The organism is Gordonia aichiensis, from assembly GCF_039946255.1.
Taxonomy (GTDB): domain Bacteria; phylum Actinomycetota; class Actinomycetes; order Mycobacteriales; family Mycobacteriaceae; genus Gordonia; species Gordonia aichiensis_A.
On sequence record NZ_JBCDWL010000002.1, the window covers coordinates 335,623 to 357,070 of the forward strand.

The following is a 21,448-nucleotide window of genomic DNA, read 5'->3' on the forward strand; positions in this document are numbered from 1 at the left end:
CTACTCGCCCAGGGTGTGGGTGAGGTAGGGGTTCGCGAAGGTGCGGTTCGGGTCGAAGCGGTCGCGGACGGCGAGGAAGTCGTCGAAGCGGGGGTAGACGCTGCGCAGGTAGTCGGCGTCCCGAGTGTGCATCTTTCCCCAGTGCGGGCGACCGCCGTGCGCGGTCATGATGTCCTCGACGTCGCGGAAGTACGCCTGCGCCGACCGCGAGTCGTCGCGGTGGTAGCGGTGCACGGCGATGTAGCCGGAGGCCCGTCCGCTCGCGGTCGAGAGCATCAGGTCGTCGGCTGCGGCCGCGCGGACCTCGATCGGGAAGCTGACCCGGTGCCTGCGTCGGTTGATGGTCGCGCGCAATTCGCGCAGCACCTCCGGGACCGCGGCGAGGTCGATCGCGTACTCCATCTCCCGGAACCGGACGTCGCGGTTCGAGATGAAGATCTTGTCGGAGCGGTCGGTGTAGGTTCGGGCCGACAACGCCCGGCCCGACAGCTGGTTGATCGCCGGAACGACGGCCGGTGCCGTGGCGCTGAGCGTGCACAGCACCCGGAACAGTCCGTTCGACAGCAGCTCGTCGTCGATGTAGCGGCGCACCCGGCCCGGCCCGCTCGCCGGTGTGCCCGCGGGCAGGCGGGTGTTGGTCTTGGTCAGCGCGCAGGTGGTGTGCGGGAACCAGTAGAACTCGTAGTGATCGACGGTCGCGACCCGCTCCAGGAATCCGTCGATGGTCTCGTCGGCGTCGGCGGGCGCCTCCACCGCCTCGATCGCGAAGGCGTCGACCAACTGAAGGGTCACCTCGGTGAGGACGCCGAGCGCGCCGAGCCCCAGGGCGACGGCCTTGAGGTCGGGATCGTCCTCGCCGAGGGTGCGGACGCGGCCGTCGCCGTCGACGAGGGTCGCGCCGCAGATCTGGGTCGAGATGCCGCCGAAACGGCCGCCGGTGCCGTGCGTGCCGGTGGACGTGGCGCCCGAGATGGTCTGGCGGTCGATGTCGCCGAGATTGGTCATCGCCAAGCCGAGCGGATCGAGCAGACCGGGAAGCTGATGCAGGTGCGTGCCCGCGCCGAGGGTCACCCGTCGGCGGTCGACGTCGACGCTGCGCAGGCCCTGGAAACCGGACATGCTCACCTGGACGCCCGGTGCCACCGCGATCTCGGAGAAGCTGTGCCCGGCGCCGACCGGCTTGACGGTCTCACCGCGTTCGGCGGCGGCGTGGACGTCGGCGGCCAGCTCGTCGACGCTCTGCGGCATGAGGAGCCGACTCGGCGCGCAGTGCGCGGTCCCGCCCCAGTTGCTCCACGTCGCCGAGGCGGTGCCCGATCCGCGTGCGCTCACAAGAAACACTTCCCTTCTCCACGATAGGTCGGGACGACGTCGACGACCTCTGCCGTGCCGTCGGCGGTGCGCTGCACCAGCGCGACCGACTCCGAACGCTCACACCCCTCACCGGATTTGGTGTGCCGGAACCACACCCGATCGCCGATCCGCAGAGCGGCCGCGGCCTTCCCGCGCAGCGGCGTCTGGACCTCGCCGGCCGCCTCGGTGCCGATGTACTGCAGTCCCGCAGGCCACACCGGCTTCGGCAGGCGGTCGGTGCCGGGCGGACCCGATGCCACCCAGCCGCCGCCCCCGCACGTGACGATCTCGCGGTCGGGCCGGCGCAGCACGTCGAGCCCGAAGGCGAGTGCGGGCGCGGGTCGGAAATGCTTGTAGGTGTCGAACAGGTGCCCGCCGAAGAAGCCGCTGCCCGCGGCGATGTCGGTGACGGCGTCGTCCTTGGCGGTCTCTTCGAGCGAACCGGTGCCGCCGGCGTTCACGAACTCCAGGTCGGCCACTTCGCGCAGTGCGGCGATCGCCCGCCCTCGACGGTGTCGGAGCTCGAGCATCGAGACCGACTGCATGGCCTGCACCGCGGTGTTCATCAGCGCCTTGCCCGCGACCTCGTTGCCGACGCCGGCCACCTGCGCCTCGTACGACATCGCGCCGACCAGCCGGAAACCCTTCCGGGCGGTGATGGTGTGCGCCAGCTCGCGCGCCTGTCCGACGCTGTGGACCGGTGATCGCCGCACTCCGACGTGCACGTGCCCGGCCGCCGCGCGCAGCGACGCATCCAGATCGATCGCCACCCGAACCGTGGGCCGTCGGTCGGGCGGGCACACCGCGTCGACGATGTCGAGCTGCGCCGCGGCGTCGACCAGCAGGGTCACGCGCTCGCACGCCGTCTCATCGCTCAGCAGGGCGGCCAGGGCTCCGCGCTTGACGCTCGGATAGCCCAGCAGCACGTCGGTGACGCCCGACTCGGTGGCCAGCCAATGCGCTTCGGCGACGTCGTAGGCCAGGACCCCGGCGAAACCGTCGCGGCCCAGGATGTCGTCGATCACGGATCGGACCCGCAACGACTTGCTGGCGACCCGGATCGGGACCCCGCCGGCTCGCCGTCGCAGGTCGGCGATGTTGTGTTCGAGGGCTCCCAGATCGAGGGTGAGGACCGGGGAGTCGAGCCCGGCTCGCGCCACCGCGTCGTCGATCCCGCCCCAGTACTGCTCCGGATCGGTGACGTACGGCAGATCGGTGGACGACATCGCGGCGCCTCCTTCAGTGAATCCGAGTGGCTTGATACCGATTACGCTAGACAAGCGTGAGGTCTCTGGGAAACACGGTCACCGCATCGATGCAGGCGACGATGGCGAAGAGGGCACGGATTTTGTCCCCTGTCAACGCCCTGGGAGCGAGTCGAGAACAGATCGCGCCGCTGACCGCGTCGTCGCTGTTCGCGCGCGACGGCGTCTTCGCCAACCGGGAACCGGCGTCGCCGGGACCCGGCCCCGATGCGGCGACGATGGTCGACATGGTGCGACGCCCCGGCCGCCCGCGAGCCCAGATCCCGGTCCTGCGGCCGGAGTTCAGTCCGACCCCCGCCGACCTCAGCGCGGCGTGGCTGGGGCACGCGAGCGCGGTCGTCGACGTCGACGGCGTCCGCGTCGTCACCGACCCGGTGCTGTCGGCGCGCTGCTCGCCGTCGCAGACCGTCGGACCGCGGCGGATGCACCGGGCGCCGCTGGCCGCGCGCAACCTCCCGCCGCTCGACGTCGTCCTGATCAGCCACGATCATTACGACCACCTCGACACCGCGACCGTCCTCACGATCGCCCGGACCCAGCCGGAGGCGATCTTCGTCGTCCCGGTCGGGGTGGCCGCGCATCTGCACGCGTGGGGAGTGGACCCGACGCGCATCCGGCAGGCCGACTGGTTCGAACGGGTCGCGCTCACCGTCCGCGGCACCACCATCGGCTTCCACGCCGTGCCCGCACGGCACTTCTCCGGCCGCGGCCTGTCCCGCAACCTCACCCAGTGGGTCAGCTGGGCGGTCCTCGGGCCCAGGCACCGCTTCTTCTTCTCCGGCGACACCGGCTTCACCGAGTCGTACGAGCAGACCGGCGCCGACTTCGGGCCCTTCGACCTGAGCTTGATCGCCGTCGGCGCGTACGACCCGGCGTGGCCCGACATCCATCTGAACCCGGAGGAAGCCGTCACCGTCCACCGGCTGCTCAACGGCGGTGAGCGCGGCGCGCTGATGGTGCCGATCCACTGGGGTACGTTCAATCTTGCGCGGCATCCGTGGGCCGATCCGATGATTCGGCTCATGGGGCAGGCCCAGCGCCTCGGCGTCGATGTCTGCGTGCCCCGGCCGGGGACCACCGTGGATCCCGACCGCCGCGCCGGAACCGCCTTTTTCGACCCGACCTGGTGGGAGCGATGCGCATGACGACCTCGACGACGACCGGACGCGACCCCGGCCTGACGGCCGCGCAGGTCGCCGAACAGATCGCCGCCGGCCACGCCAATGTGACCCCCGGCAAGTCGGGCCGATCGGTCGCCGACATCGTCAAGGCCAACGTCTTCACCCGAATCAACGCGATCCTCGGCGTGCTCTTCCTGATCGTCGCGTCCACCGGCTCGTTCATCAACGGCCTGTTCGGGCTGCTGATCATCGCCAACAGCGGCATCGGCATCATCCAGGAGATCCGCGCCAAACGGACGCTCGACCGCCTGGCGATCGTCGGCCAGACCCGGCCGATGGTCCGGCGCGACGGCGTCGCGACCGAGATCGCCTCCGACGAAGTGGTCCTCGGCGACATCATCGAACTCGGCCCGGGCGACCAGGTGATCGTCGACGGTGTGACCGTCGAATCCGAGTCGCTCGACATGGACGAGTCGCTGCTGACCGGTGAGGCCGACGCCGTCGACAAGTCGCTCGGCGACCAGATCATGTCGGGCAGCTTCGTCGTCTCCGGGTCCGGTGCCTACCGGGCGACGAAGGTCGGCGCCGACTCGTACGCCAACAAGCTCGCCGCCGAGGCGTCCAAGTTCACGCTGGTGTCCTCGGAGCTGCGGTCGGGAATCGACCAGATCCTCAAGGTGATCACCTGGCTGCTGATCCCCGCGGGCGTGCTGACCATCGTCAACCAGCTGTTCATCAGCCAGAACGGCCTGCGGACGGCGCTGCTCGGGATGGTCGCCGCACTGGTTCCGATGGTGCCCGAGGGCCTGGTCTTGATGACCTCGATCGCCTTCGCCGTCGGCGTCGTCCGCCTCGGTCAGCGCCAATGCCTGGTCAACGAGCTGCCCGCCATCGAAGGTCTGGCCCGCGTCGACATCGTCTGCACCGACAAGACCGGCACTCTCACCGAGAACGGCATGCGGCTGGCGGAGGTGCGGATCGTCGACGACGCCGTCACCCGCGACCGGGTGCAGGCGGCGCTCGCGTCGATCGCCGCCCATGATCCGCGGCCGAACGCCAGCATCCAGGCCGTTCAGGAGGCCTTCCCCGACGCGCCCGACTGGACCACCTCGGCGGTGCTGCCGTTCAGCTCGGCCAACAAGTTCTCAGGCATGTCGCTGCGTGACGCCGCCGGCGCCTCGCAGGGCAACTGGCTGATCGGCGCACCCGACGTCCTGCTCGATCCGGCGTCCGACACCGCCCGGCTGGCCTCCGACCTCGGGGCGACCGGCCTGCGGATTCTGCTGGTGGCCACCACCGACGTCCCCGTCGACACCCCGGCGACCGGCGACACCGCCGTCCCCGGCACCCTTGCGCCCACCGCGCTCGTCGTCCTCGAACAGCGCGTGCGGCCCGACGCCGCCGACACCATCAAGTACTTCGAGTCGCAGAACGTCGAGGTCAAGATCATCTCCGGCGACAACGCGCGCTCGGTCGGCGCGGTCGGACAGTCGCTGGGGCTCGGCTCACCCGACACCGCCGTCGACGCGCGGTCGCTGCCCACCGACGACGACGCCCTCGCCGACGTGATCGCCGGCGCGGACGCCTTCGGCCGGGTGCGGCCCGACCAGAAGCGCGCGATGGTCAAGGCCCTGCAGTCGCGCGAGCACACGGTCGCGATGACCGGCGACGGCGTCAACGACGTCCTGGCCCTCAAGGACGCCGACATCGGCGTGGCGATGGGCGCCGGTTCGTCGGCGGCACGATCGGTCGCTCAGATCGTGCTGCTCGACAACAAGTTCGCCACCCTGCCGTATGTGGTCGGCGAGGGCCGCCGCGTCATCGGCAACATCGAGCGGGTCTCGAACCTGTTCTTGACCAAGACCGTGTACGCGGTGCTGTTGGCCCTGCTCATCGGCGGTGCGGGTCTGCTCGCGAAAGCGATGGGATGGGCGTCGATCAGCTACCCGTTCCAGCCGATCCACGTGACCATCTCGGCGTGGTTCACGATCGGTGTGCCCGCCTTCATCCTGTCGCTGGCGCCGAACAACGAGCGCGCCAAGACCGGCTTCGTACGGCGCGTGCTGGTGCAGGCCATCCCCAACGGCATCATCGTCGGCGTCGCGACCTTCGTGTGCTTCCTGATCGTCAACGGCGATCACTCCACCGCGCTCGGCGCGTACGTGGGCCATCTCGCAGTCGATCCGGCCGATACGGCCGCCTCGGTCGCCAATGCCGCGCTGACGGTCGGCGCGATCCAGACGCAGGCCGCCACCGCGGCCTTGGCGACGATGATCGCGATCGCCGTGTACGTCCTGGTGGTGGTCGCGCGCCCGTACAACTGGTGGAAGATCGTGCTGCTGGCCGTCTCGGCGGGCATGTACGTGCTGATCTTCCTGCTGCCCCTGAGCCAGCGGCTGTTCCACCTGGATTCGTCCAACGGCGCCATGATGTCGGTCGCGGCGGTCTGCGCGATCGTCGGTATCGTCGCCGTGGAGATCAGCACGCGGGTGCTGAACGGTTATCTCGCTCGCCGCAATCGGGTCCGGGAGCAGCGGGTGCACGTCTGACCCGGGTCGCCCGAGTAGACACCCGCGGTTGTCGGACTGCGGACGTACCATCGGGACATGGATCTCAAAGGACTCGTAGACAAGGCCAAGGACGCACTGAAGTCGAACCCCGATCTCATCGAGAAGGGTGGCGACATGCTCGACAAGGCCACCGGAAACAAGTACGCCTCGCAGGTCGACAAAGCGCAGGAGGCTGCGCGCAAGGCCGTCGGCGCCGATGAGCCCAAGCGGCAGCAGACGCCGCCGGAGGGTGAACAGCAGACGCCCACCGGCGAACAGCAGCCGCCGGAGGGCGAACAGCAGGGTCGGTAGGCGACTCGCCCCGCGAGCCGGCCCGCCGATTCAGGCAGGCTCGGCTCGCGGGTGCCGTCGATACGGCGAGACCGAGGGGTCGTCGGTGATCCAGAAGCGCCAGGGGCGGTCGGCCGCCAAGCGGACGCCGACGCGCGGCCCGGCCGAGATGCTCCTCGGCGCGGCGATCAACCCCGATCCCTCCGACCCTGACTCCGACGGTCCTGACCCCGACGGCCCTGACTCCAGCGTCCCTGCGTCGCGCAGGTGCACGCCGGTCTCGTCGAGCAGATCGGTGTCGAGGTCGGCCTTGGTGATGCCGAGTGCGCGTGTCAGATTGCCGGGGCCGCGGGCCAGCCGCTGATCGGGGACGTCGCCGCGGCGGGCGCGTGCGGTCTCGAGACCGTCGACGATGCGCGCCGCCCGGAGCAGCACCGCCGCCCCCTGACCCAGCGGACTGGTCACGACGTTGGCGCAGTGGTGGGTGTGGATCTGATAGACGTACAGCCGGTACGGCGGGCCGTACATGATCTCCGACCGTTTGGTGCGCTTGAATGCGTGCGAGGCGGGATCGTCGGGGCCGTTGTACGCCTCGACCTCCGTGATCGCAGCGGCGACGCCGTGTCCGACGATGATCCGGCCCAGCAGGGCGCGCGCGGCACCCAGTACCGCGGGCTCGTCCGACGGGTCTGCGCAGCCCCGATCTACCTGTGACGGCCGGTTCCGGTTAGGGTCTGTAGCCATGGCAAAGACCAGTGACTCCATTCATGTTGCGCTCTCCCCGGAGGATACCTTCGCGTGTGCCGCCGACCTGTCGCGGTACGACGACTGGCTCATCCTCCACGACGGCTGGCGCAGCCCGCTCCCCGCAGCCGACGAGCTGGCGAAGGGATCGAAGGTCTCGTCGGTGGTGTCGGTCAAGGGCGCGCGTGTCCGCTTCGCCTGGGAGATCGAGAAGTTCGACAAGCCGCACGAGGTGGTGCTCAAGGGCAACGGCAAGGGCGGCGTCAAAGCCAAGATCAACCTGCTGGTGGAGCCCGACGGTGACGGTTCCAAGGTCACGTTCCTCATCGATCTCGGCGGCCTGCCGCTGATCGGTCCCGCGGGCAAGGCGGCCGCGATCGCCGTGAAGGGCGACATCAGCAAGTCGCTGGCACGCTTCACCGAGATCTTCGGTTAGCCCGACGGCCGTCGTCCGGCCGCGTCAGTCTGCGGGTTTGAAGCCGCCGGCGGTCGCGGTCGGCGCGGTGGCGAACCACAGGTCCGGCCGCACCGTCGCATACGACGGGTGGTCGGGCCGGTAGAAGAGTCCGGCGGCGACGTCGGCCTTGATCGGGTACCCGTCCGGCGCGCGCATCGCATCGGTTGACAGCGGCCGCGAGGCGCCGATCGGCAGCGGGACCGCGCCGCCCTCGGACGGCACCCGGGCCCCCGGGCGCACCGGGATCGCCGCAGCGGCGGCGGCCGCGTCGGCCCTGGCGATCGCGAGGGCCGCGCTCGACTCCGTGCCGGCCGCGAGGGCCGACAGTCGTGCGGCGCGGTCGGCGGTGACCGGCGGGAAGCCGGGCCCGGTCGCGGCCTTGAAGGTCGTGTAGTCGTAGCTGTGACGTCCGCGCAGCCACGCCAGGATCATGCCGAGCAGCGGAAGCAGCAGGAGCAGCATCCACCACCAGGCGGAGATGCCGCCGGTCTCGCGCTCTGCCGAGGTCGACGCGTGAGCCGACGCGGGGACCAGCAGTACGGCGATCGCCGCCACTGCCAGTCCGAGGATGAGGGCGCTCAGACGCGTCTTCAACACTTGCTGGTCCTCCTGGGATGAATCGCACGGACAGTGCTTCGCCCATGACTCTAGACACCGGAGGGCGACGGTTGGCACGCTACCGGCACACCTGTGCGGGCGATCGGGGGTCGGGCGGGCCCGCAATCCGCGATGCCGTGGCATCCGCGCAGGCAGACGACGGTCGGCACCGAGTGTCGCCGATGACGTGTTGTGCTCCCGGCAGGATTCGAACCTGCGACACCCGCTTTAGGAGAGCGGTGCTCTATCCCCTGAGCTACGAGAGCGGGGACCGGCGGTGGCCGGTCGATCGGCCGGCGCAGAAGGGGATCAAGGCGCCGACGGGAGAAGTCTACGTGAGGGGTCGCGGACGGATCATGGCGACTCAGTATGCCGAGACCGTGATGGTTCCCGAGTAGGTGCAGGCGGAGGCGCCGTCGGGGTAGGCGACGGTCAGCAGCGGTGTCCAGGTAGCCGTCTCGACGAGGCCGTTGGAACCGGAGCCGTTGCTGGTCAGCACCGTCCGCTGGGTGTCGAGGGTCTGCGAACCCGTCGATCCGCCGCCGCGGAGCAGGCCGGCGACCGCGGAGGCGCGATAGGTGACCTGCGAGCGGGGGATGGTGACGCCGCCGGGGCAGGTGAAGTCGGTCGACGACGCCGACGCCGACCACGCCTGACCCTGCCAGGTGGTCACCGAGACCAACGGCAGGGAACCGCCGGCCGAGGTGGCGCCCGGAACGATGGTGCCGACCGAGCCCACGGTCACCGAGAGGTCCGTCGCGGCGAGCGGAGCGAGGGCGGCCCGCTGCCGGGGCGCCGACGTCGTCGGCCGACTGCTCGACGTCGTCGGCGCATCGGAGCCGGTGCTCGTGCGTGTCGTCGTCGAAGGCGGTGGGGTCTCGGGGCGCGTTGTGCCGCCGGGCGATGTGGTCGTCACGGTCGTCGATGCGGTCGACGTGGTCGGCCCAGCGGTGGTCGATGCAGAGCTCGGCGGCGTGTCCGTCGTGGTCTCCGCGGGCATCGTCTCCTCAGTCGCGGCGGGCGAGGCGGTCTCGGACGGCGTTGCGAGGGCGGGGGAGCCGATGAGCAGGAGTCCGGTGACGGCGAGCGCCGTGGCGCAGACTGCGCGAGACCCTCGAACGGTCATCGCCCACCGTCCGCCGTGGAGCGCTTCCGGCGCCACAACCAGGCGGCGACGGCGGCCGCGATGGCGAGCAGTACACCGACGATGGTCCAGATCAGGGCCGTGTTCGATGACGAGCTCGTGCTGCGGACCTCGGTCGACGCGGTGAAGGTGACGGGCCCGGCGGCCTCGTGCGTGTGCACCCCGCTCTCGAGCTTCACCTTCGCCTGCCACGGACCGTCCGGAAGCGCGGCGCTGTCGGGAACGGTGAAGACGACGTCGGCCGACTGCCCGGGCGAGATGGTCGCGCCCTGGGCACCGACGGTCTTGGCCGAGAGTCCGCCGGGCCCGTCGGTGAGATCCAGATCGCCGGTGACGTCGACGGCGCGCTTGCCGGTGTTCGTCACCGCAGCGGTGACGATGGCGCTGCCGTCGGCGCTGCGGCCGCCGGTGAGGCTGCCGATGGAGAAGTCTGCGGGCGGCCCGTTGCCCGGTCCCACCGACAGGTACACGCGCACCCCGACGCGGCTGGCCATCGCGATGCCGCCTGCGGTCGGCGCGGCGGGTGCGGTGGAGGCCCAGATGACCCCGTACTGCTCCATTTCGGGGGCGTCCTTCGGGACGGCGATCGTCGCGGTCACCTTGGCCTTCTCGCCGGGCTTGAGATCCAACTCGGTCTTGTCGAGGGAGATCCACGAGGTCAGCATGTTCTTGGTGCCGGGCTCGCCCGGCGTGAAGTTGCCGTCGACGACCTGCGCGGGACCGGCGTACATGGAGAGCTTAGTCCGCATGTTCGTCTTGTTCGTCACCTGCACGCGACGCTTGATGGTGCGTCCGGGCGGCAGATTGTCGACGATGTACAGCTGCGCGCGCGGATCGTCTTTCAGCTTCACCGGGACATCGAGCAGACGGATGCCGATGGACCCCTCGCGTTCTCCGGCGTCGGCCGGAGCCGCGCCGGCCGAGGTCGGGAAGGCCGCGGTTGTAATGCCGAGGACGAGGAGGGAGACGATCGCGGTCAGAACGGTACGGAGCAGGAGGGCGGGGCGCATGCGGGGGAACTTTCGTCGATGCACGCCGGGGTGCGCTCAGTGCGCACCCCGGACAGCGGGCGGGAATCCGCCCGGAGATGTGTGCTTCAGATCAGGCGACTGAAACGGTGATGGTGCCGGAGTACGTCCCGATCGCTGCGCCGCCCGGGTAGTTGACGGTGAGCGAGGGGGTCCACGTGATGAGTTCGGTCGGCATGTTGAGACCCGTGCGGGTCACCACGTTCTTCGCTGCCGAGAGCGACTGCGTCCCGGTGGCGGCGACCGATCCGCCGCCGACCTTGCCCGCGATCGCAGTGGCGGTGTAGTCGACGTTCCCGTTCGGGATCGTCTGGTCGGTGCTGGTGAAGGGGGTGCTCGACGCGGTCGTCGTCCAGTTGCGGGGGGAGCCGTTGCGGCTGTCGGTGACGGTGACGGTGGGAAGTGTCCCGGTGGCGCTCTGCCCGGTGATCGCAGGCACGATGGTTCCGAGCGGGCCCGCGGTGATGGACAGGTCACCGTCCAGTCCGGCGATCACGAAGGTCACGTCGGTGTTCGCGGAGGGGGCGGCCGAGGCGATGCCCGCCGGGGTGAGCGCGGCGGTCGCGGCGATGGCCACGCCAGCCGCGGCGAGATGGATTCTGCGCATGGTGAGTTGCTCCAGTGGTCGGTCCGATCGGATATCGGCCCTCGATGCGGTGATCGGAACGGCAGGACGTCGAGGGTGCCGGCGGGTGCAGGCAACACTGGTGTTTCCAGCTCGCGGAAATCTAACAACACGTGCGCTGATCAGGTATGCCCGTCGTCTGCATTAGATTCTTCAGGGGATCGATGGTGTGTCGAATCGTACGGGTCGCGGCACGAATCCGATCTTCCGTGCTCACGGAAGGCAAGCGCATCGCGTGAGCCGCGTGCGACGGCCACCTGCGCGGTGACGGCGGCCGCCGCCGACTACCGTGGTCACCATGACCAAATCGATCACCGGGCAGCGGACTGTGCTGGTCACCGGGGCAAGCAGTGGCATCGGGGAGGCCGTCGCGCGGCAGTTCGTGGCGCTGGGGCACAAGGTGTACGGCACCAGCCGCAACCCGGACACGGTGCGCAATCCGATCCCGGGCGTCACCTACGTGCGGCTCGACAACGAGGACTACGAGTCGGCGCGGGCGTGTGCCGAGGCCGTCGGCGACCTCGACATCCTGATCAACAATGCGGGCGAGAGTGCCGCCGGGGCCTTCGAGGACACCCCGATGGATGCCGTCGAGCATCTGTTCAAGGTCAACGTCTTCGGGCCGGTCGCGCTGACGAAGGCCGTGCTGCCGCGCATGCGCCGTCGTCGTACCGGCACCATCGTGATGGTCGGCTCCATGCTGTCGAGCTTCCCGGTCGCCTTCCGCACCAACTACGCGGCGACCAAGTCGGCGCTCAAGGGGTACGCGATGGCGTTGCGGCGGGAGGTCGCGCCGTACGGGATCCGCGTCACCACCGTCGAACCCGGCACCATCGCCACCGGCATCGGTGACCGTCGGACCATCCACATCGAACCCGACTCGGTGTACCGCGAGGAGTACGAGACCCTGGCCGCGGCGACCCGCCGCAACGAGGGCAGAGGCATCTCGGCGGCCGCGATGGCCGAGACGATCGTCGAAGCCGCGCTCGCCGTCGACCCCAAACCCCTGTATGCGCGCGGCAATCGGGCGCCGGTGGTGTTCGCCCTACGGCGGCTGGTTCCGCGGCAGGTGGTCCTGGACCTGACCGCGCGCATCCACGGTCTGACGAAGGTGCGGCCCTGAGTGCCGCGCTGCTGCGGGTGATCGGGATCGGGCCCGGATCGCCGAAGCAGATCACCCTGGAAGCGGTCGACGCCATCGCCGCGACCGACGTCTTCTTCCTGCTCGACAAGGGTTCGCGCACCAGCGAGCTGACCGACCTGCGCACGCAGATGCTGGCGGCGCACGCCTCGCCCGATCATCGAGTCGTGGTCGTTCCCGACCCGCCGCGCGACCGGCACCCCGACGACTACGAGGCGGAGGTCCGACGCTGGCACGCCGCGCGCGTGGACGCGCTGCAGGAGGCCATCGCGATCCACCTGCGGCCGGGGCAGTCCGGCGGCTTCCTGGTGTGGGGCGACCCCGCGCTCTACGATTCGACGCTCCGCATCCTCGCGCAGCTCGCCGAGCGCGACGGCGTCGACGTGGAGGTTCAGGTGATCGCCGGCGTGACGAGCGCGTCCGCGCTGACCGCCGCGCACGGCATCGTCGCGCACGGCATCGGGGAACCGATCCTCACCACCACCGGACGACGGCTGTCGGGCACACCGGCGGGCGCCGACGCGAACCAGATCGTCATGCTCGACTCGGACCTCGCCTTCCGCGAGACGGCCGAGCCCGACGACCTCGTCTACTGGGGTGCGTATCTGGGCACCGAACATCAGATCCTGGTCAGTGGCAGGGTCGGTGACGTGACCGCGGAGATCGAAGCCAAACGCGCGCAGGCACGCGCCGAGTTGGGCTGGATCATGGACATCTACCTGCTGCAGAGGCGCGCTGGGGTTCGATGAGCTTGTCGGTCGCGGGGTCTCGATACGCCGCCTCGCTTCGCTCGGTGGCTACTCGACCAGCCTGGGTGGCGTTCGTGGGTTGTCGAGTGGGGCGCGGGTAGCCTGTGTGGCGTTCCTTTAGGGTTGTCGAGTGGGCCTCGGCCAGCCTGTGTGGCGTTCCTTTAGGGTTGTCGAGTAGGCCGAGGCGCTAGCCGAGGGCGTATCGAGACGATGCGGGTGTCGGTACGCTTGCTCTCTTCGTTTCGCGGGCTTGTGTGGCGTTGTCGCGGGGTCTCGATACGCCGCCTCGCTTCGCTCGGCGGCTACTCGACCAGCCTGTGTGGCGTTCATGGGTTGTCGAGTGTGCCTCGACCAGCTTGTGTGGCGTTCCTTTAGGGTTGTCGAGTAGGCCGAGGCGCTAGCCGAGGGCGTATCGAGACGATGGCGGAGTTACCGAATAAGCCGAGGCGGACCGACTCACCAGGGGGAGGCGACGGCGTCGAGGATCGCTTCCGAGATCTCGGGGCGGCAGATGATGAAGTCGGGCATGTAGGGCTGGGGATTGTTGTAGACGATCGGGCGGCCGTCGAGGCGGCTGCAGTGCAGCCCGGCCGCCAGCGCCACACCGACCGGCGCGCAGTTGTCCCACTCGAACTGCCCGCCGGAGTGGACGTACGCGTCGGCGTCGCCGCGGACGACCGCCATCGCCTTGGCGCCGGCCGAACCGATCCGGACCGTGTCCATGCCGAGCCGGTCGGCGACCGCCGCCGAATGGTACGAGTGCCCGAATCGCGAGACCGCGAGTCGGCCGGTCAGCGGGCCGTCGGCGACCGGCACCTCGTCGCTGCGGAAGACCTCGCCCTTGGCGGGCAGGGAGACCGCGGCGGCGATCGGCTCCCCGTCGACGGTCAACGCGACGTGGACCGCCCAGTCGGAGGTGCCCATCGAGTACTCGCTGGTCCCGTCGAGCGGGTCGATGATCCAGACACGATCGGCGACCGACCGATCGCCGACGTCCTCGGCCTCTTCCGACAGCACCGCGTCGCGGCTGCGATGGCGCCGGAGCACCGTCGAGATCCAGGCCTGTGCCATCGCGTCGCCGACATCGCCCACCAGGTGCCCGGTCAGCAGATCCCGGTGCCGGATGCCGAGCAGGATCTCGCCGGCCCCTTCGGCGATGGCGGCGGCGAGATCGGCATCGGACATCGGCGAGGACTGGTGCATCGTTCAACTAGATCACACGCCGGTTCGCCGGCGGGATGAGAATGTCGGGGGTGTGGCGCACACTGGATGAATGCCGGAGCTTCCCGAAGTGACCGCCATCGCCACGTTCCTGGACTCGCGCGCCGCGGGTCTGCCGATCCGCCGCGTCGACGTCGCCTCACTGTCCGTGCTGAAGACCGCCGACCCGCCCTACACCGCGCTGACCGGCCGCACCGTGTCGACGGTCGACCGGATCGGCAAGTACCTGGTGATCCGCACGGTGCCCGGGCCCGACAGCCCGCCTGGCGCCGACGCCGAGGTGGATCTGGTGATCCACCTGTCGCGGGCGGGTTGGGTCCGGTGGAGCGAGTCGTTGTCGCCGACGCCGCCCCGGCCCGGCGGTAAGAGTCCGATCGCGCTGCGGGTGCACTGCGGGCTGCCCGGCGAGGGATTCGACGTCACCGAGGCGGGAACCCAGAAGCGGCTGGCGGCGTGGATCGTGCGCGACCCCGGCGACGTCGACCGCATCGCCACACTCGGTCCCGACGTGCTCGAGCTCAGTCGAGACCAGTTCGCCCGCATCCTCGCGGGCAGCGGAGGTCGGATCAAGAACCTGCTCACCGATCAGCGGGTGATCGCGGGAGTCGGCAACGCCTATTCCGACGAGATCCTGCACACCGCCCGACTGTCGCCCTTCGCGACCGCCAGGACGCTCGACGACGACCAGATCGATCGCCTGCACGCCGCGGTGCGGTCGGTGCTCCTGGGCGCCGTCGAACGACTCGAGGGGCGGGAGGTGGCCCGGATGAAGTCGGAGAAGCGGACCGGGCTGCGAGTGCACGCCCGCACGGGCATGCCGTGCCCGGTCTGCGGCGACACCGTCCGGGAGGTCTCCTTCACCGACCGGTCGTTCCAGTACTGCCCGACCTGTCAGACCGGCGGCAAGGTGCTCGCCGATCGACGTCTGTCGCGGCTGCTGAAGTGATCGTCAGCGGCGCAGCGCGGTGCGGACCAGCAGGACGTTGTAGTCGTCCCACCGGCTCGCATTGAAGTACAGTTCCGGGCCGGTGCCGCGCAGCGCCGGCGACGTCGGCAGCATCATCGGCGCATACAGTTCCAGACTTGCCGGCGCGACCCGTCGCGGCGGACTCCACGGCCCCTCGGGGCGCGCCGCGGTGCGCAGCAGGACGCCGCGCGGGCTGTCGAGCATCACGTACCGCTGCAGATACGGACTCCACGACACCGACAGTTCGGTCACCGGGCCGCGCACGACGGGGCGAGCGGCGTCGGGCGAGGCGGCCCACCTGCTCCCGGTCCAGTACTGATAGCGGTCGAGGTCCAGGATGTCGCCGGCGCGGAACCGGGCCAGGTAGGCGGACCCGAACCGGCCGTTGGGGGTGCCGTACTGGTACACCCAGCCGGCGTCCGGACCGGCTCCCTTCACGTACGCGCTCTGCTGGAAGTTCGCGTCGCCCGCGCGCATCGACGGCCATCCGGCGGGCAGCGGTGCCGTGACGCCCGCGTTGATCCGGATGGTGCGTTGCGGGGTGAACCAGGTGCGGCCGTTGTCGGACGAGACGGCGGTGGCGGAGTAGTTGGTGTACCACACGCTCGGCGGGCCCCAGGCGCGCACCGACATGTAGTTGACGTACTGCACGCCGCCGAGCGCGATGCCCGCGGTGGGGATCGTCGTCTTCTCGATGCCGTCGAAGCCGAGGGCGCCGAACATCTGCCCGACGTAACCGGCCCCCGACAGACGCAGCCCGTCGCTCAACTGGGAGTCGGTCGACCGCAGCAGGGCGTTGTGGCGCCACTGCTGGTCGCCGGTCAGGCAGTTGCCGAAGGTGTCGCCGAACGCCAGCAGGGTCTCGCCGCGCCCGTTGTCCCACGCCACACCGAGGTCGGTGCCCGTGATGCCGAAGCGCCCGAAAGTGCGGTTGGGGCTGCGGGGGCCGGTGACCCAGACGACCGTCTTGGTGCCGCCGCTGTCGTAGGCGGGCAACGGCTTCTGGGGGCCGGACGGTGAACCGCCGCGCGGCAGGAACGGCCCGACGACCGGGATGTCGACGATCGGTCCACTGTTGCTGCAGGCGCGCGCGTCGACGCTGCCGACGCCGGCGGTGAGTGCCGACGCGGACATGACGGCGCAGGTCAGGACGGCAAAGGCGGTACGGGAGCGAAGCGGCCGAAGTCGCGACAACTGCTGGATGTGACGTCGCATCGAACTCAATCTGTGGCGGGTGTGGCTGCTGTTGTCCATCCTTCGTACCAATGTCGAAGACGGTTCACACGGCACTCGGATCACGATCGGGACTCGAAATGTCGGAGGCGACCGGTACATTCGGCCGCATGCTGAGAGAGAAGATCATCATCACCGGAGCCAGCTCCGGGCTCGGCGAGGGCATGGCTCGGGAGTTCGCGGCCCGCGGTCGCAGCCTCGGGCTGGCGGCGCGTCGAGTGGACCGACTCCAGGAACTGGCCGACGACCTGCGCCCACAGGCCGCGCGGGTGGCAGTCGCCGCATTGGACGTGACCGACGTCGGTGCGGTCCCCGTCGTCTTCGACGCGCTCGCCGACGAGCTGGGCGGCGTGGACCGGGTCATCGTCAACGCCGGGCTGGGCAAGGGGGCGGCGATCGGCACCGGGCACGCCGCCGCCAACATCGAGACCGTGCAGACCAACCTGGTCGGGGCATTGGCGCAGATCGAGGCGGCGATGACGATCTTCCGGGCACAGGGCCGAGGTCATCTGGTCCTGGTCAGTTCGATGAGCGCGGTCCGCGGGCTGCCGAAGGCACAGGCGGCCTACTCGGCGTCCAAAGCCGGACTGTCGGCGCTGGGACAGGGCCTGCAGGCAGAGCTGGCGGGCACCGACATCAAGGTGACGGTGCTGCTGCCCGGCTACATCGAGACCGACATCAACCGCGGGGTGAAGACCGCGATGATGACCGACCGTCGGACCGGCGTGCAGGCGATGGTCGCGGCGATCGAAGCCGAACGTCGACGTGCCGCGGTGCCGTCGTGGCCGTGGACCCCGATCTCCTGGGCGCTGCGGCTGCTGCCCGATGCGGTGACGGCCAAACTGATCTAGTCGGCCACAGCCGCGAACCCGATCGAACGCATAGGGTGGCAACCATGATGACGAACCTGCGCGGACGGCTCGATGGAGGCGATGACTTCGACATCACCTCGACCGTCTCCTGGCACGCGTTGGCCGCTCACCAACAACACATGTACTCCCTCCACCTGCGAGAACTGTTCGCCATGGACCCCGATCGGGGCCGCGAACTGGTGGTCGACGCGGCCGATCTGCACATCGACTTCTCCAAGAACCTCATCACCCGCGAGACCATTGAACTGCTCACCGCCCTGGCCCGCGAGGCCGGCGTCGAAGACCTGCGCGATGCCATGTTCGCCGGCGCGCACCTGAACACCTCCGAGGATCGGGCCGCGCTGCACACTGCGCTCCGACTGCCACGCGAGGCGCGGCTCGAGGTCGACGGCCACGACGTCGTCCCGGACGTGCACGAGGTGCTCGACGCGATGGGCGTGTTCACCGATCGAGTCCGCAGCGGAGAGTGGACCGGGCACACCGGCCGAGCGATCACCGACGTGGTCAACATCGGGATCGGCGGCAGCGACCTCGGCCCGGAGATGGCCTACGAGGCGCTGCGTCACTACCGGCATCCGCGGCTCACCGGGCACTTCGTCGCCAACAGCGACCCGTCCGATCTGGCGGCGGTCCTGGCCGGGCTGACTGCCGAGACGACGTTGTTCATCGTCTCGTCGAAGACCTTCACCACCCTGGAGACCATCACCAACGCGACCGCGGCCAAGCGGTGGCTGCTGGCGGAGCTGGGGGCGGACGCCGACCGGTCCGATGCGGTCGCCAAGCACTTCGTCGCGGTCAGCACCAACGCCGACGAGGTCGCGGGATTCGGCATCGATCCGGCCAACATGTTCGGTTTCTGGAACTGGGTCGGCGGGAGGTACTCGATCGACTCGGCCATCGGGCTGTCGTTGATGGCCATGATCGGCCGCGACCTGTTCGACGAGTTCCTCGCCGGCTTCCACGCCGTCGACGAGCACTTCCGCACGGCGCCGCTGGAGGAGAACGGGCCGGTCCTGCTCGCGCTGGTCGGACTGTGGTACTCGAACTTCTGGGATGCCCAGTCTCAGGCGGTGCTGCCGTACGCCAACGATCTGGATCGCTTCCCCGCCTACCTGCAGCAGTTGACGATGGAGTCGAACGGCAAGTCGGTCACCCGCACCGGTCGCCACGTCACCATGCCGACCGGCTCGATCTACTGGGGCGAGCCCGGCACCAACGGGCAGCACGCCTTCTACCAGCTCCTGCACCAGGGCACCTGGCTGATCCCCGCGGACTTCATCGGTTTCGCCGAGCCGCTCGACGACATCGAGGCCGCCGACGGACGCTCGATGCACGACATCCTGATGAGCAACTTCTTCGCGCAGACGCAGGTCCTGGCGTTCGGGAAGACCGCCGACGACATCGCCGCCGAAGGAGTGCCGCCGAAACTGGTGGCGCACAAGGTGATGCCGGGGAACCGGCCCTCGACGTCGATCCTCGCACCCAAGCTGACGCCGTCGGTGCTCGGCCAGCTGGTGGCGCTCTACGAGCACGAGACCTTCGTCAAGGCGATGGTCTGGGGGATCAATCCCTTCGACCAGTGGGGCGTGGAGCTCGGCAAGAAGCAGGCCGCCGACCTGGTGGGCGTGATCAGCGACGAGATCGCGCCCCCGGCCGGGCGTGATTCGTCGACCGATTCGCTGGTGCGCTGGTATCGACAGCGGCGCGGCCGCGCCGTGTGACCGACGGGCGGCTACCGGCCCAGCGGGCCGCGCCCGAGACGCAGCAGCAGCATCGCGAGCGTGTGTCCCTCGGAGCCGAGGGCGGAGAACCGATCCAGAACCTTCATCTCGCGACTGTGCACCAGACGGGGGCCGCCGTGGGCCATGCGGTGCGCGCCGATCTTCTTCGACACCGCGCTGCGGCGCTGGATGGCGGCGAGGATGATCGCGTCCATCCGGTCGATCTCCGGCCGCAGCTCGTCGATGTCGTCGGGGAGCGCGGTGACGTCCGCGCTCAGGTTCAGCGCCTCGAGGTCCAACGCGTAGGGCAGGGCTCCGTCGCCGACGTCGGTTCCGTTGTCGATGCTGTCCCCGTGCTGCTGTTCATCCTGGCCACTCACGGCTTCTGATTTTGCCACGCGCGGTTCGCGACCGGCACGGCGCGTGGTGAACAATGCAGGGATGACCGCTGCCGGATCCACCACTGCCGGGACCTCCGCCGAGGCGACGATCGCCAGACGGATCGGGGCTGTCGCGTTGGCACTGATCGCCGCCCAGCTGGTCGTCCGGACGGTGCTGGTGGCCGCCGGCGACTTCTACTGGGACGACCTGATCCTGATCGGGCGCGCGTCGTCGCACTCGATCCTGTCGTGGGACTACCTCGGCTACAGCCACGACGGGCACTTCATGCCTGCGGCGTTCCTCGTCGCCGGGGTCAGCACCCTCATCGCGCCGGTGCAATGGTGGCTGCCGGCCGCGACGCTGGTGGTCCTGCAGGCGCTGGCCTCGCTGGCCGTGTGGCGGATGATCCGGATCATCGCGCCGAAGGCCCGCGGCGCGGCGCTTGCGACGTTGGCCTTCTACCTGTTCGTGCCGATGACGGTCGCCGCGTACATCTGGTGGTCGGCCGGCCTCAACACCCTCCCGATGCAGGCAGCCATGGCCTTCATCGTCGGCAACGTCGTCCTGCTGGTGCGCGGCCGGCTCGACGAGGCCCGCCGTCGACGACTGGTCGTCGCCTCGGTGGCGGCCTTCGTGGTGGCGCTGCTGTTCTTCGAGAAGTCGTTGTTCATCGTGCCGGTGGCGTTCGTCGCCGCGGTGCTGGCGCTGCGTCCGACCCTCGCCGCGGGGCACGACGGCGACGACTACCGGAACTCGCCGCTGACCCAGGCGTTCAATCGCGCCCGATCGCTGTGGTTCGCGCTCGGTGCGATCTTCGTGGCCTGGACCGCCCTGTTCCTGGCGACGTCGACGGCGACCGCCGGCGTGCATTCGGCCTCGCAGACCGCTCACCTGGTGTGGCGCAGCATCAACGATGCGATCGTTCCGTCGCTGGTCGGCGGACCGTGGGTTTGGGAGCGGTGGACGCCGTCGCCGCCGATGGGATTTCCGAGCGTCGGGCTGATCGTGGCCGGATGGCTCGTCCTGGTCGCACTGATCGTGCTGACCTGTCGGGCCCGGCGCGGGGTGGCCCCGATCTGGTTCTTCGCGCTGCTGTACGCGGTGGTCGCACAGATCCCGGTGATGTGGAACCGGTCGAGCGCCAACACCGCGCTCGAGCTGGCGCAGACCATGCGCTACCTGCCTGATACCGCACTCGTGCTCACGATCGCCTTCGCGCTGATCGCGGGGTCGCCGCGCAACGCCGGCGCCCACGCCCCGGTCCCGGCCACCGACCGACGGCTCGTCGCCGCCGGTGCTGCGGCCGGCGTCGCCTTCGTCGTCTCGGCGATGGTCGCGACCATGTCGTACGGCCAGTCCTGGCGGGACGACCCGACGGGCGCCTACCTCACCACCGCGCGCGCATCGCTTGCCGAGATGTCCGGGAAGACGATGTTCGATCAGCCGGTGCCTCTGGAGGTCCTGCTGCCGGTGGCCCACCCGAACAACATGATCAGCCACGTCTTCGGGCGATTGTCGGAGCGTCCCGACTTCGGCCAGGTCACCGATCAACTGAAGGTGCTGAATCCGCAGGGTCGGCTGGTGGCCGGCGCCGTCACACCGCAGCGAACGTTCGAACCGAGTCGCGGCAGCTGCGCCAGACCGGGCATCGACGAGCCGACGAAGCTGCCGTTGAGCGGACCGCTCATCGACTGGCGATGGACGGTCGGCTTCAGCTACTGCGCCGATCGCGCGGGGACCGTCGAAGTCCGGCTGACCGGCGGCGATCCGGTCGAGGTCCCGGTCCGGGCGGGCCTTCACTCGGCCTACCTCCAGCTCGACGGCCGCGGCACCGACCTGCTGATCCGTCCGGTGACTCCGGGGCTGAGCCTGCACACCGGCGACGGTCGGGTCGGTGCGCCGGTCATGGCCGAGTACGCGCCCTGACGGGGCGGCGTCTGTCCGGCCGTGCCTCGGTCGTACTGTCCACCGGGGATGTCGGTGCCCGCG

Annotated in this window: 20 protein-coding genes and 1 tRNA gene; 10 read left to right on the forward strand and 11 right to left on the reverse strand. The window is 69.7% G+C overall.

The window, feature by feature from the left end:
* A complete protein-coding gene (locus AAFO60_RS04435) occupies window positions 1–1,332 on the reverse strand; it encodes a D-arabinono-1,4-lactone oxidase (RefSeq protein WP_347954953.1) in 1,332 nt (443 codons plus the stop codon).
* Window positions 1,329–2,579 carry an amino acid deaminase/aldolase gene (locus AAFO60_RS04440; protein WP_347954954.1) on the reverse strand — a complete coding sequence of 417 codons (1,251 nt, stop codon included), beginning with the start codon at window positions 2,577–2,579 and terminating at the stop codon, window positions 1,329–1,331. The genes AAFO60_RS04435 and AAFO60_RS04440 overlap by 4 nt, the downstream gene beginning before the upstream one ends.
* An 89-nt stretch (window positions 2,580–2,668) precedes the next feature.
* Here AAFO60_RS04440 and AAFO60_RS04445 point away from each other — a divergent pair, with 89 nt between their 5' ends.
* From AAFO60_RS04445 to AAFO60_RS04455, 3 genes are read left to right on the forward strand one after another with little or no spacing between them, the layout of a single operon-like run.
* The gene (locus AAFO60_RS04445; protein ID WP_424311041.1) at window positions 2,669–3,763 is read left to right on the forward strand and encodes an MBL fold metallo-hydrolase; all 1,095 of its coding nucleotides are present in this window, start codon (window positions 2,669–2,671) and stop codon (window positions 3,761–3,763) included.
* Window positions 3,760–6,288 carry an HAD-IC family P-type ATPase gene (locus AAFO60_RS04450; protein ID WP_347954955.1) on the forward strand — a complete coding sequence of 843 codons (2,529 nt, stop codon included), beginning with the start codon at window positions 3,760–3,762 and terminating at the stop codon, window positions 6,286–6,288. The genes AAFO60_RS04445 and AAFO60_RS04450 overlap by 4 nt, the downstream gene beginning before the upstream one ends.
* Window positions 6,289–6,345: 57 nt before the next feature.
* Window positions 6,346–6,600 (forward strand): antitoxin, encoded by a 255-nt coding sequence (locus AAFO60_RS04455; RefSeq protein ID WP_347954956.1) that lies wholly within the window; start codon window positions 6,346–6,348, stop codon window positions 6,598–6,600.
* Window positions 6,601–6,630: 30 nt separating this feature from the next.
* Here the strand turns inward: AAFO60_RS04455 and AAFO60_RS04460 are convergent, their stop codons facing one another.
* Window positions 6,631–7,344, reverse strand: a complete 714-nt coding sequence (locus AAFO60_RS04460) for a DNA-3-methyladenine glycosylase (RefSeq protein WP_347954957.1) — start codon at window positions 7,342–7,344, stop codon at window positions 6,631–6,633.
* Between AAFO60_RS04460 and AAFO60_RS04465 the strand changes: the two genes are divergently transcribed.
* Complete coding sequence (locus AAFO60_RS04465) at window positions 7,322–7,759, forward strand: type II toxin-antitoxin system Rv0910 family toxin (RefSeq protein WP_347954958.1); 438 nt, start codon at window positions 7,322–7,324, stop codon at window positions 7,757–7,759. The two genes, AAFO60_RS04460 and AAFO60_RS04465, sit on opposite strands and share 23 nt — an antisense overlap.
* A 24-nt stretch (window positions 7,760–7,783) precedes the next feature.
* On the opposite strand, the gene AAFO60_RS04470 is transcribed toward AAFO60_RS04465, so the two are convergent.
* From AAFO60_RS04470 to AAFO60_RS04490, 5 genes are all read right to left on the reverse strand, one after another.
* A complete protein-coding gene (locus AAFO60_RS04470) occupies window positions 7,784–8,377 on the reverse strand; it encodes a hypothetical protein (protein WP_347954959.1) in 594 nt (197 codons plus the stop codon).
* 193 nt (window positions 8,378–8,570) lie between these two features.
* Window positions 8,571–8,643: transfer RNA gene (locus AAFO60_RS04475), tRNA-Arg, on the reverse strand.
* Window positions 8,644–8,741: 98 nt separating this feature from the next.
* Entirely contained in the window at window positions 8,742–9,503 is a 762-nt protein-coding gene (locus tag AAFO60_RS04480) for a hypothetical protein (protein WP_347954960.1), read from the reverse strand.
* Complete coding sequence (locus AAFO60_RS04485) at window positions 9,500–10,531, reverse strand: hypothetical protein (RefSeq protein WP_347954961.1); 1,032 nt, start codon at window positions 10,529–10,531, stop codon at window positions 9,500–9,502. The genes AAFO60_RS04480 and AAFO60_RS04485 overlap by 4 nt, the downstream gene beginning before the upstream one ends.
* Window positions 10,532–10,622: 91 nt before the next feature.
* Entirely contained in the window at window positions 10,623–11,156 is a 534-nt protein-coding gene (locus AAFO60_RS04490) for a hypothetical protein (RefSeq protein ID WP_347954962.1), read from the reverse strand.
* A gap of 316 nt (window positions 11,157–11,472) precedes the next feature.
* Here AAFO60_RS04490 and AAFO60_RS04495 point away from each other — a divergent pair, with 316 nt between their 5' ends.
* Both AAFO60_RS04495 and cobF read left to right on the forward strand, forming a co-directional pair.
* Complete coding sequence (locus AAFO60_RS04495) at window positions 11,473–12,297, forward strand: SDR family oxidoreductase (protein ID WP_347954963.1); 825 nt, start codon at window positions 11,473–11,475, stop codon at window positions 12,295–12,297.
* 17 nt (window positions 12,298–12,314) lie between these two features.
* Entirely contained in the window at window positions 12,315–13,064 is a 750-nt protein-coding gene (gene cobF, locus AAFO60_RS04500; RefSeq protein WP_347954964.1) for a precorrin-6A synthase (deacetylating), read from the forward strand.
* A 456-nt stretch (window positions 13,065–13,520) separates the two neighbouring features.
* Here the strand turns inward: cobF and AAFO60_RS04505 are convergent, their stop codons facing one another.
* Window positions 13,521–14,267 carry a 3'(2'),5'-bisphosphate nucleotidase CysQ gene (locus AAFO60_RS04505; RefSeq protein ID WP_347954965.1) on the reverse strand — a complete coding sequence of 249 codons (747 nt, stop codon included), beginning with the start codon at window positions 14,265–14,267 and terminating at the stop codon, window positions 13,521–13,523.
* A 70-nt stretch (window positions 14,268–14,337) separates the two neighbouring features.
* Here AAFO60_RS04505 and AAFO60_RS04510 point away from each other — a divergent pair, with 70 nt between their 5' ends.
* Window positions 14,338–15,231 carry an Fpg/Nei family DNA glycosylase gene (locus AAFO60_RS04510; protein WP_347954966.1) on the forward strand — a complete coding sequence of 298 codons (894 nt, stop codon included), beginning with the start codon at window positions 14,338–14,340 and terminating at the stop codon, window positions 15,229–15,231.
* Window positions 15,232–15,234: 3 nt separating this feature from the next.
* Here AAFO60_RS04510 and AAFO60_RS04515 read toward each other — a convergent pair whose 3' ends face one another.
* Window positions 15,235–16,386 (reverse strand): DUF4185 domain-containing protein, encoded by a 1,152-nt coding sequence (locus AAFO60_RS04515; RefSeq protein WP_347954967.1) that lies wholly within the window; start codon window positions 16,384–16,386, stop codon window positions 15,235–15,237.
* Window positions 16,387–16,595: 209 nt separating this feature from the next.
* Here AAFO60_RS04515 and AAFO60_RS04520 point away from each other — a divergent pair, with 209 nt between their 5' ends.
* A complete protein-coding gene (locus AAFO60_RS04520) occupies window positions 16,596–17,336 on the forward strand; it encodes an SDR family oxidoreductase (RefSeq protein WP_347954968.1) in 741 nt (246 codons plus the stop codon).
* Window positions 17,337–17,380: 44 nt separating this feature from the next.
* A complete protein-coding gene (gene pgi / locus AAFO60_RS04525; protein WP_424310797.1) occupies window positions 17,381–19,078 on the forward strand; it encodes a glucose-6-phosphate isomerase in 1,698 nt (565 codons plus the stop codon).
* Between the two features lie 11 nt (window positions 19,079–19,089).
* On the opposite strand, the gene AAFO60_RS04530 is transcribed toward pgi, so the two are convergent.
* Window positions 19,090–19,389, reverse strand: coding sequence for a chorismate mutase (locus tag AAFO60_RS04530; protein ID WP_424310806.1), 300 nt, complete (start codon window positions 19,387–19,389; stop codon window positions 19,090–19,092).
* A gap of 130 nt (window positions 19,390–19,519) precedes the next feature.
* On the opposite strand from AAFO60_RS04530, the gene AAFO60_RS04535 reads away from it, so the two are divergent.
* Complete coding sequence (locus AAFO60_RS04535; RefSeq protein WP_347954969.1) at window positions 19,520–21,385, forward strand: hypothetical protein; 1,866 nt, start codon at window positions 19,520–19,522, stop codon at window positions 21,383–21,385.
* Window positions 21,386–21,448 lie beyond the last annotated feature (63 nt).

Bases quoted from the DNA above. Each gene is read 5' to 3' on its own strand.
- AAFO60_RS04465 (WP_347954958.1), top strand. From the start codon at position 7,322: ATGGCAAAGACCAGTGACTCCATTCATGTTGCGCTCTCCCCGGAGGAT.
- AAFO60_RS04535 (WP_347954969.1), top strand. From the start codon at position 19,520: ATGACCGCTGCCGGATCCACCACTGCCGGGACCTCCGCCGAGGCGACG.
- AAFO60_RS04495 (WP_347954963.1), top strand. From the start codon at position 11,473: ATGACCAAATCGATCACCGGGCAGCGGACTGTGCTGGTCACCGGGGCA.
- AAFO60_RS04515 (WP_347954967.1), bottom strand. From the start codon at position 16,386: ATGTCCGCGTCGGCACTCACCGCCGGCGTCGGCAGCGTCGACGCGCGC.
- AAFO60_RS04460 (WP_347954957.1), bottom strand. From the start codon at position 7,344: ATGGAGTCACTGGTCTTTGCCATGGCTACAGACCCTAACCGGAACCGG.
- AAFO60_RS04445 (WP_424311041.1), top strand. From the start codon at position 2,669: ATGCAGGCGACGATGGCGAAGAGGGCACGGATTTTGTCCCCTGTCAAC.
- AAFO60_RS04485 (WP_347954961.1), bottom strand. From the start codon at position 10,531: ATGCGCCCCGCCCTCCTGCTCCGTACCGTTCTGACCGCGATCGTCTCC.
- AAFO60_RS04450 (WP_347954955.1), top strand. From the start codon at position 3,760: ATGACGACCTCGACGACGACCGGACGCGACCCCGGCCTGACGGCCGCG.
- AAFO60_RS04455 (WP_347954956.1), top strand. From the start codon at position 6,346: ATGGATCTCAAAGGACTCGTAGACAAGGCCAAGGACGCACTGAAGTCG.
- AAFO60_RS04505 (WP_347954965.1), bottom strand. From the start codon at position 14,267: ATGCACCAGTCCTCGCCGATGTCCGATGCCGATCTCGCCGCCGCCATC.
- pgi (WP_424310797.1), top strand. From the start codon at position 17,381: ATGATGACGAACCTGCGCGGACGGCTCGATGGAGGCGATGACTTCGAC.
- AAFO60_RS04510 (WP_347954966.1), top strand. From the start codon at position 14,338: ATGCCGGAGCTTCCCGAAGTGACCGCCATCGCCACGTTCCTGGACTCG.
- AAFO60_RS04490 (WP_347954962.1), bottom strand. From the start codon at position 11,156: ATGCGCAGAATCCATCTCGCCGCGGCTGGCGTGGCCATCGCCGCGACC.
- AAFO60_RS04480 (WP_347954960.1), bottom strand. From the start codon at position 9,503: ATGACCGTTCGAGGGTCTCGCGCAGTCTGCGCCACGGCGCTCGCCGTC.
- AAFO60_RS04440 (WP_347954954.1), bottom strand. From the start codon at position 2,579: ATGTCGTCCACCGATCTGCCGTACGTCACCGATCCGGAGCAGTACTGG.
- AAFO60_RS04520 (WP_347954968.1), top strand. From the start codon at position 16,596: ATGCTGAGAGAGAAGATCATCATCACCGGAGCCAGCTCCGGGCTCGGC.